The organism is Pseudomonas sp. LAMO17WK12:I10, assembly GCF_900215185.1.
Lineage (GTDB): Bacteria > Pseudomonadota > Gammaproteobacteria > Pseudomonadales > Pseudomonadaceae > Aquipseudomonas > Aquipseudomonas chlororaphis.
On the sequence record NZ_OBDX01000059.1, the window covers coordinates 1 to 8,279 of the forward strand.

Genomic DNA, 8,279 nt, shown 5'->3' on the forward strand with positions numbered 1-8,279 from the left:
TGAAGTTCGGCAAGTGGGGTGTGGATGACCTGTTCTATCTCGATCAACAGGACAACACCGCTCCGCAGAACAATCTGCAGGAGTCGGCATTCCTGAGTGGTACCGGGCATGGCGGCTCACCGCTCAAATATCTAGGCGGCTCGAGTGGAAAAGATGGCTATGGCGAGGTAGAAATTTTGCTTGAGTCCAGCCTCCCAGTGGTGACCAACAGTCGTTTGGAAGAGGTTGTTGCGGCCATTAATAGCCACACTGGCATGGTCATTAGCGGTTAACCAGTAACTCAGCGAGGCCCGGATACAATCAGTGTCCGGGTCTCCAAGGATTCATTTCAAGATAGAACTCAGTAGTCAAAGAGCTGAACTCATCAGGTTTCTGGTGGCTCCGGCGCTTTTCATTTTTGCAAGCGATAATTGCTATTAAAAACAAGCGGTGTTGGAATGGCGAAACATAGAGTTTTTTCACGCTACCCATATTTAGCCTCAATTGAGCATGCAGCGTAAATACCGGTAACCCATGTCGATTCTTTCAGTTTTAATAGATGACTTTCATGCTAGCTTCTATGTCAATTAGACTCCCCGCTTGACGTGACCATAGGTCTCGTCCTTCGTATCCGAAACTCCATGGTTGGTTCGCTCTAAAGATCTTAGAGGCGCTATATGAAGTCATGGTTGTAGCTGTAGTTTAATAAATAAGGAGAGTTATATGAGTGTGCGACTTGGCGATACCGCCCCTGATTTCGAACAGGACTCCAGCGAAGGGCGCATCCGATTTCATGATTGGCTCGGCAACAGTTGGGGGGTTCTGTTTTCCCACCCTGCGGACTTTACCCCGGTGTGCACCACGGAGCTAGGCCTGACAGCCAAGCTGAAAGACCAGTTTGCCGCGAAAGGCGTCAAGGTAATCGCCTTGTCCGTCGATCCGGTGGACTCCCACCTGAAGTGGATCAATGATATCAACGAAACCCAGAATACTCTGATCAATTTCCCTATCATTGCTGATGCCGACTGGAGAGTGTCGGAGCTGTACGACCTGATCCACCCGAACGCCAACGATACCCTTACTGTGCGTTCGTTGTTTGTCATCGACCCGAATAAGAAGGTTCGGCTGACTATTACATATCCAGCAAGCACTGGTCGCAATTTCACTGAGATTTTGCGCGTCATTGATTCTCTGCAGTTGACGGATAACTACAAGGTTGCGACGCCAGGCAACTGGGAGGACGGAGATGACGTAGTTATCGTACCGTCGCTCAAGGACGAGAGTGAAATCAAGCGGCGTTTTCCTAAAGGCTACAGAGCAATCAAGCCTTATCTGCGTATGACCCCTCAACCGAATAAGTGATTGGCCATACAGGCTATCATTTCCCAGCAAAGCGTCGAGGCGGTTCTCCGGTGAGCCGCTTTGGCCGTTAAGGCGTCTTTTGGCGCGCGCCTGCCTATAGGCATAATTTTGTCCCTCAACATCCCTAAGGTGTTGCTTTAGGCTCAAGCTGATGACTTCGCCCAAGCGCACGGGTACGGCATTGCCCATTACCAATCATGCGTCCTACAGATTTGAAGGTGCTATGTGGACATAGAGTCATTCTTATGTCCATACCGAAGCCATGTCCATATGGACTTTGAAAGAGAATGCCAGATACCACGTGTAGTCAGGTCTAGAGGACTTGTCCATCCCCTCCTACATTGCGAGTACCATGATCGTGCAGTTGCACTGCAAGGGACCGACGGGGAAGGTTTCGCGAATAAGAGTGGGCTTGGCGGCTTCCATGGGATGTTCCTGAAGAAATCGATGGGCCATTCTCGCACAGCTTGCAGCCGCTGCTTTGCCGCGCAATGCAGGCAACGACAACTGCCGCCCACGCCCCGGGGCGGCAATCATTCACAGTCAGAACGCCAACTGCAGGGTTTCCTCGCCTTCCAGCGCCAGCAGAAACTGCTTGGCCTGCAGGCCGCCGGCAAAACCGGTGAGGCTGCCCGAGGCGCCGATCACCCGGTGGCAAGGCGCGATGATTGAGATCGGGTTCCGGCCATTGGCCGCACCGACTGCGCGCACGGCCTTGGGACTGCCTACCTGCACGGCAATCTGGCTGTAGCTGCGGGTTTCACCGAAAGGAATGGTCAGCAGCGCCTGCCAGACCTTGCGCTGGAACTCGGTGCCGACAAAGTCCAGTTCCAGTTCGAAGCGATCGCGGCTGCCGGCAAAGTACTCCTTGAGCTGGCGTTCGGTTTCCAGCAAGACCGGATGATCGTCGGCAGGCTGCAACGGGCCGAGACGCACCCGGTTTTCGCGCTCGCTCTCCCAGAGAATCGCGGCGAGCTTCGTGCCTCTGGCAACCAGGGTCAGTTGACCGACGGGCGAGTTGATCAATTTGAATACGCAGGACATGGCAAGCCTCCTTTATCTTCCAGGGAGATCAGGCCCGGACCTGGCCTTCATCTCGGTACGCCTGCACTGTAGATCGACCTTCAAGCGCAAGAACTACGTTTCTTGCGCTTGAACTCAATGCCGGATTTTCCTGGGGCCGCTACATCGGCCACTCATCCTCTTCGATCAGATAACAATTGTCACTGCTGCTGCGCCGGCCGTGGGGATCGACGATAAAAGCCCCGCGCCCGTTGCCGCACTCCAGCAGATGCACCGGCGACAGCTCACGCTGTTGATCGATACGCGCATTGAGCCGGACGATATAGGTGCCCAGCGCAAGCGCCACGCAAAGAATCAGCAACAGGCACAGCACCAACTGGTCGGTGTAATCCGCGCAGGTCTTTTCAGAAGGCATAGGCAATAGAGCCCGATTCTGCTGCCAGCCCGCCCCCATTCCCGGTCAAGAACCCTGACAGCGGCCCACCCCCGCCCAGGCGCGCCACAGACGTGCCGGGCGACAAGGCACAGGCCATCAGGCCGATGACAATCAAGACCAGCAGAATGCCTTTGACGACAGCAGACAAGTTCATGGTGGCGCGCTCTTGGTGTAAAAGCCGCCACCCTAGAGTCCGACAGGTTAACGCCAGGTAAACATCGGTAAAAAACGCGCCGGCTCCGTTATCCTCTGGGCCACTGAGCGACACAGGTCCAAGGGGACGTTCCCGTGCATATCCACCTGCTGCTGGTCGAGGACAACCTCGACCTGGCCAACACCGTCATCGAATACCTGGAGATCACCGGGATCGTCTGCGATCACGCCAGTAATGGCCAGACCGGCCTGAACCTGGCGCTGAGCCAACACTATGATGTGATCCTGCTGGACATCATGCTGCCGCGCCTGGACGGCCAACAGCTGTGCAAACAGCTGCGCGAACAGGGCAAACAGACACCGATCCTGATGCTCACCTCGCTGGATGCCCTGCCGGACAAGCTCGCCAGCTTTGACATGGGCGCCGACGATTACCTGGTCAAGCCCTTCGAACTGGCCGAACTGGTGGCCAGGATTCGCGCCCTGAGCCTGCGGCGCAGCGGCCAGGCCAACCGCCTGCAGGTGGCCGACCTGACCATGGATCTGTCCACCCGCAAGGTCAGCCGCGCCGGACAGGAACTGCACCTGTCGCCCACCTGCTGGACCCTGCTGGACCCTGCTGGAATGCCTGATGCGTGCCAGTCCCGAGCCGGTGGGGCGCGAACGTCTCGAGGCGACGGTCTGGGGCGACGAGCCGCCGGATAGCAATACCCTCAAGGTGCACATGCACCGCTTGCGCAAGGCGGTGGACAAGGATTTCAGCCAAACGCTGATCCACACTATTTCTGGCGTCGGCGTGCAGTTGAGGACCCCATGCGTAAAGGGCTGAGTCTGAAATGGGTGATCAGCGGCAGTTTCCTGCTGTTGATCGCTGTGGTGCTGCTGATCTACAGCCAGCTGCTATCGAGCTATAGCATCCGAGGCCTGCTCTATACCGCCAGCGCCATGATGGAAGAAGAAGCCCTGTATTTCGTCAGGCACTACAAGAAAGACCCAAGCCTTGCCCCGCCGCAGAACTACTTCTTCAGCAGCGTTATCGGCAAGGAAGCGCTGCCGCCGAAAATTCGCCAGTTACTGGATACGCCGCCAACCCTGTCCTTCGGCGCCGTGCAGGTGTTCGGTGAACTGGACGCCGATGGACAGGATGAAGTCAAAGCGATCCTGGCCCAGCCCCTGGGTGACGGCAAAATCCTCTACATGTTCGATGTCGACCACGACCATGAAGAAGGTGGCGAGGTCGAGACCCCGTTGTCCGATGCCTATCTCGATCACGAACTGAACAGCATTAATGTCATCAGTCTGGCGGTATTCATCCCGGCACTGATCATCATCGCCCTGCTGGTCTGGTGGCTGGTGCGCCCCCTCGGCCGGCTGGCCCAGTGGTCCACCACCCTGAAAGATCCGGAGGAGGTGTCCAGCCAACGCCCGAATTTCCGTTTCAAGGAGTTCAATGTCCTGGCCGACTCCCTGGCCCAGAGCGTGCAGCAGGTGCAGGCCGCCAGCCAGCGCGAAGGGCGCCTGCTGCGCTACACCAGCCATGAGTTACGCACGCCGCTGGCGGTGCTCAAGGCCAACCTGGAACTGCTGACCTTGCAGGCCGGGGGCACCCTGCCCCTGCCTCTGCAACGTATCGAACGCTCGGTGCTGAACATGCAGCGCATCGCCGAGACGCTACTGTGGAGGAGCCGCGAGCGCATTGAACCCTTGCCGGAAGAAGCCATCGACATGGCCGAATTGTTCAACGAATTGATCCAGGAGCATCGCTACCTGATAGGCAAGCGGGATATCGAACTGATCCTAGACATCAGCAACGAGCCTTGTCGCCTGCCCCTGACCGCCTGCCGAATCGTGGTTGGTAACTTTCTGCGCAATGCCCTGCAATATGCTGAGGAAGGCAGCATCGAAATCACCTTCGAACAGTTGCAACTGCGCATCGTCAACCGTATCCGTGATACCAGCCAGTCAGAAGAATCCAGCGACTTCGGCTACGGCCTGGGCCTGGAGCTGATGCGCCAGCTGTGCGCCAGGCTGGGCTGGCACATCCAGGTCCTCACCGAACAACAGCGCTTCACCGTGACCCTGGACTTCAACACCGCAGAGCCCCCTGCTTCGCCCCAGGAGCGAGCCGAGGACGATACCCGCAAGATCAGCTGACCGCTCAATCAGCCCAGTAATCCCAACTCCTGGGCCCGGGCCACGGCCTGGGTGCGACGCTCCACCCCCAGCTTGCTGTTGATATGGCTGGCATGGGTCTTCACGGTGTGCAGCGAGATAAACAACTGATCGCTGATTTCCTGGTTGGAACAGCCCTGCGCGATCAGTTGCAGCACCGCCAGCTCGCGGGAGCTGAGGGCTTCGCCGTGATGCTGCTCCAGGGAATCACGTGCCACGGCGGCCGGCAGGCGTTCGAGCAAGGTCTGGCGCAATGGCGTCGCCATCCCCTGCTGAAGTTGCTCGCGAACCCAGGCCGGATGCGCCCGCACCGCCCATTCGAACGGTTGCAATGCCCCGCCCACGGCAGCCTCCAGCGCCTGGGCAAAGGCCTGCCGGGCCTCGGGGTCGCGCCCCTGGGCCAGCAACAGCGCGACCTTCTGGTTCAATGCCATCACATTGAGCATCTGCCGCCCGGTCTGCCGGCCATGCTCCAGCAGTTTGTCCAGGCGCTGCTCGGCCAGGGCCGGCTCGCCCTGGATGCTGTCGAGCAAGGCTTGTTGCAACTCGATATGCAGCGGCAGCTGTGGATGAAATTCCGGCGCGGCGGCGGCCTGGTCGCCGGTGTAGGTCTGCCCCAGGCGAGCCAGCCAGGCCTGCGCCAGGTCGGTGCGGCCCTGGGCCAGCCAGAGTTCGCATTTGACCAGGGTGATCATCGCCAGGTAGTAGATCGGCGGTACATCCCAGATGTGCATCAGGCGTTCGGCCTCGGCCAGCTCGGCAAAGGCCTTGGCAAATTCACCGTTGTGACCTTCCAGGTTGGCGATCACGCAATGGCCGATCAGCACGCTGATATCGCGACAGGCCCGCGCCTCGACCAGCCCCGCCCGCAGGCGTGCCAGTCCGGTCTCGGGCTGGCAGCGCAACGCCAGCAGGTAACCTTCGTACAGCGTCAGCCGCGCCCGTATCGCGTACAGGCGTTGCGCCGACAGGCCATACAAGCGTTGCAAGCCCTGGCGGACTTCATCCAGCGCCCGCAGGATCTCGCCGCGGGCTTGCAGCACCCGGGCCCGGTCATAATGGGCCAGGGCCTCGAACAAGGGGTTGCCGACCCGCTGCGCCAGTTCCAGGGACTCGCGGTTGAGCCCCCGGGCACGCCACAGGTCGCCATCGGCGATTGCCAGGTTGGAGAGGGTCGACAGGCACACCAGCCGCTGTCCGTAACGCTTCTGGGGCAAGGTTTCCAGGGCTTCGGTGCAATACAGCAGGGTCAGCTCGTGATTCCCCCGTCCCCGGGCGACGATCCCGCTCAAGGCCAGCCATTGCGCCAGCATGGATTTCTGCCCGGTGGCCGAGGGAGCCGGCAGGAAGCGGCTCAAATGACTGGCCAGCTCCTCGGCGGCATCCAGCTGGCACGCCAGCCCCAGCGCCCAGCTGTACAGCACGATCAGCCGCGGGGTGCTGATCAGCAGGCTGTCGGGCAAGTCCATTTTCCAGCGCAGCAGCATGCCGACGTTCTGCTCGGCCAGCAGTTGTTCCTCGGACAGGTTCTGTACCAGGTTCGCCGCCACGTCCAGGTGCCCGGCGCGCAACGCCTGCTCCACCGCTTCATCCAGCAGCCCCTGGGCGTTGAACCAGCGACAGGCCCGCAGGTGCAGGCTGGCCGGCGGCAATATCGCGTTGGCGGTGGGCCGGGTGCGCAGCAGGTCGGAGAACAGGTGGTGATAACGGTACCAGTGCCCCTGCTCGTCCAGCGGCACCAGGAATACCTGGTGGGCCAACAGGTAACGCAGGATCTCGGCACTGTCGTGGGACTCGCGCAATGCATCGCACAGGTCGCTGCAGAAACGTTCCTGGGGCGCCGTGTCGTAGAGGAACGACTGCACTTCGGCAGGCAGGCAATCGATGACTTCTTCCAGCAGATAATCGCGAATCAGGCCTTCGCCGCCATTCAGCGACTGCGGCAAGGTTGCGCCACTGCCCGCCTCCGAGGCCGCCAACAGCCAGAAGCGCAGCCCCGCCACCCAGCCTTCGCTGCGCAGGATCAGACTTTCCAGCGCCTCGCCGCGCAGCGAACTGCTGTGCCGGTCGAGCAGGGTCAGGGATTCGTCGTAGGTCAGGCGCAGGTCCTGCTCATGCAGTTCCAGCAACTGCCGCGACAGGCGCAGACGCGCCAGGTGCCAGTCCGGGCGCTGGCGGCTGGTTACCAGCACCAGCAAGCCGTCGGGCAAATGATTGAGGAAGAACTGCAGGCAGCGATCGAGCACCGGCCCCTGGGCCAGGTGGTAATCGTCCAGTACCAGCAACAAGGGAGAAGCACTGGAAAGATGGGCCGCCAACTCATCGAGCAGCCCGTCCAGCCACTCTTCGAAGGCGAAGGGCTGGTGGCGCTGGCGCATCTTCAGCAGCCCGAGGGATTGGTTGCCCAGTTGGGCGAAATATTGTTGCAGCCCCTCAAGCAGGCGTTCGAGAAAACGTCCCGGATCGCTGTCCCGGCGACTGAGCCCCAGCCACAGACTGCGCCAGTGCGGCGGCAGGCTTTGGCAGAACTCCACCGCCAGCGAACTCTTGCCAAAACCGGCCGGTGCGCTGACCAACAGCAGCCGGCCATTGAGGCCCGCGCTCAAGCGCTCGCACAGACGCGGCCGCAGTACGTAGCCGTCGGGCAAGGGAGGTCGGTAGAAGCGCCCTTCCGGCGCGGGAATGGCCGCACCGGCAGGCCCCTGGATACGGGACAGATCAGTCATGGCCAACTCTTATTGAAGTGCTGTTGTCGGCAATACAGATGTCGGCAGACTAGCGGTAAAAAGCCCCCTGTTGAAGATTTTTGCTACAGATGGATAGAAAAAGAATACAACCGGGTTTTTCAGCGCTTCCTGCGTACCTGTAGGAGATTCTATGTCTACCCCACCGTATCGACCGTAGGTCGATACGGCTGTTGGGTCTTCATCAGAGCGAAGGCAATACGGGCTAATTTACGCGCAAGGATGATCAGCGCTTCTGTTCGCTTCAGACCGCGCTGCAGGTATTGCTGATAGCGGGATTGCCAAGCCTTGGTCCTGCTTGCCGCCATGGCGGCGTTGTAAAGCAAGCGTCGGGTTTCCGAGTCGCCTTGCTTGCTCAGCTTGCGTCGACCGTTGTAACGCCCCGACTCCTTGACCCGTACATCCAGGCC

Annotated in this window: 8 protein-coding genes and 2 pseudogenes; 4 read left to right on the forward strand and 6 right to left on the reverse strand. The window is 59.8% G+C overall.

The genetic code is table 11. From position 1 onward, the window contains the following. Both CRO75_RS32930 and CRO75_RS31660 read left to right on the forward strand, forming a co-directional pair. Positions 1 to 272, forward strand: a 272-nt coding sequence (locus CRO75_RS32930) for a hypothetical protein (protein ID WP_160147544.1), incomplete at its 5' end; no start/stop codon positions are given. 430 nt (positions 273 to 702) lie between these two features. Continuing rightward, positions 703 to 1,341 (forward strand): peroxiredoxin, encoded by a 639-nt coding sequence (locus tag CRO75_RS31660; RefSeq protein WP_097140542.1) that lies wholly within the window; start codon positions 703 to 705, stop codon positions 1,339 to 1,341. Between the two features lie 351 nt (positions 1,342 to 1,692). Here the strand turns inward: CRO75_RS31660 and CRO75_RS33475 are convergent. From CRO75_RS33475 to CRO75_RS31675, 4 genes and pseudogenes are all read right to left on the reverse strand, one after another. After that, positions 1,693 to 1,767: pseudogene (locus CRO75_RS33475) on the reverse strand (MBL fold metallo-hydrolase); the annotation flags it as partial. Between the two features lie 117 nt (positions 1,768 to 1,884). Beyond that, a complete protein-coding gene (locus tag CRO75_RS31665) occupies positions 1,885 to 2,385 on the reverse strand; it encodes a methylated-DNA--[protein]-cysteine S-methyltransferase (protein ID WP_097140544.1) in 501 nt (166 codons plus the stop codon). 139 nt (positions 2,386 to 2,524) lie between these two features. Continuing rightward, complete coding sequence (locus CRO75_RS31670; protein WP_177409818.1) at positions 2,525 to 2,779, reverse strand: hypothetical protein; 255 nt, start codon at positions 2,777 to 2,779, stop codon at positions 2,525 to 2,527. Next, positions 2,769 to 2,954: a hypothetical protein gene (locus tag CRO75_RS31675; RefSeq protein WP_097140548.1), complete on the reverse strand. Its 186-nt coding sequence runs from the start codon at positions 2,952 to 2,954 to the stop codon at positions 2,769 to 2,771. The genes CRO75_RS31670 and CRO75_RS31675 overlap by 11 nt, the downstream gene beginning before the upstream one ends. Before the next feature lie 134 nt (positions 2,955 to 3,088). Here CRO75_RS31675 and CRO75_RS31680 point away from each other — a divergent pair. After that, positions 3,089 to 3,782, forward strand: a pseudogene (locus tag CRO75_RS31680) (response regulator transcription factor). Further along, positions 3,767 to 5,107 (forward strand): HAMP domain-containing sensor histidine kinase, encoded by a 1,341-nt coding sequence (locus tag CRO75_RS31685; RefSeq protein WP_097140550.1) that lies wholly within the window; start codon positions 3,767 to 3,769, stop codon positions 5,105 to 5,107. Before CRO75_RS31680 ends, CRO75_RS31685 begins: the two are co-directional and overlap by 16 nt. 8 nt (positions 5,108 to 5,115) lie before the next feature. On the opposite strand, the gene CRO75_RS31690 is transcribed toward CRO75_RS31685, so the two are convergent. Together CRO75_RS31690 and CRO75_RS31695 are read right to left on the reverse strand one after the other, a co-directional pair. Then, entirely contained in the window at positions 5,116 to 7,851 is a 2,736-nt protein-coding gene (locus tag CRO75_RS31690) for a LuxR C-terminal-related transcriptional regulator (RefSeq protein ID WP_097140552.1), read from the reverse strand. A gap of 155 nt (positions 7,852 to 8,006) precedes the next feature. Next, positions 8,007 to 8,279: transposase (locus CRO75_RS31695; protein WP_143481943.1), on the reverse strand; the 273-nt coding region annotated here is incomplete at its 5' end.

Bases quoted from the DNA above. Each gene is read 5' to 3' on its own strand.
- CRO75_RS31660 (WP_097140542.1), top strand. From the start codon at position 703: ATGAGTGTGCGACTTGGCGATACCGCCCCTGATTTCGAACAGGACTCC.
- CRO75_RS31665 (WP_097140544.1), bottom strand. From the start codon at position 2,385: ATGTCCTGCGTATTCAAATTGATCAACTCGCCCGTCGGTCAACTGACC.
- CRO75_RS31670 (WP_177409818.1), bottom strand. From the start codon at position 2,779: ATGCCTTCTGAAAAGACCTGCGCGGATTACACCGACCAGTTGGTGCTG.
- CRO75_RS31675 (WP_097140548.1), bottom strand. From the start codon at position 2,954: ATGAACTTGTCTGCTGTCGTCAAAGGCATTCTGCTGGTCTTGATTGTC.
- CRO75_RS31685 (WP_097140550.1), top strand. From the start codon at position 3,767: ATGCGTAAAGGGCTGAGTCTGAAATGGGTGATCAGCGGCAGTTTCCTG.
- CRO75_RS31690 (WP_097140552.1), bottom strand. From the start codon at position 7,851: ATGACTGATCTGTCCCGTATCCAGGGGCCTGCCGGTGCGGCCATTCCC.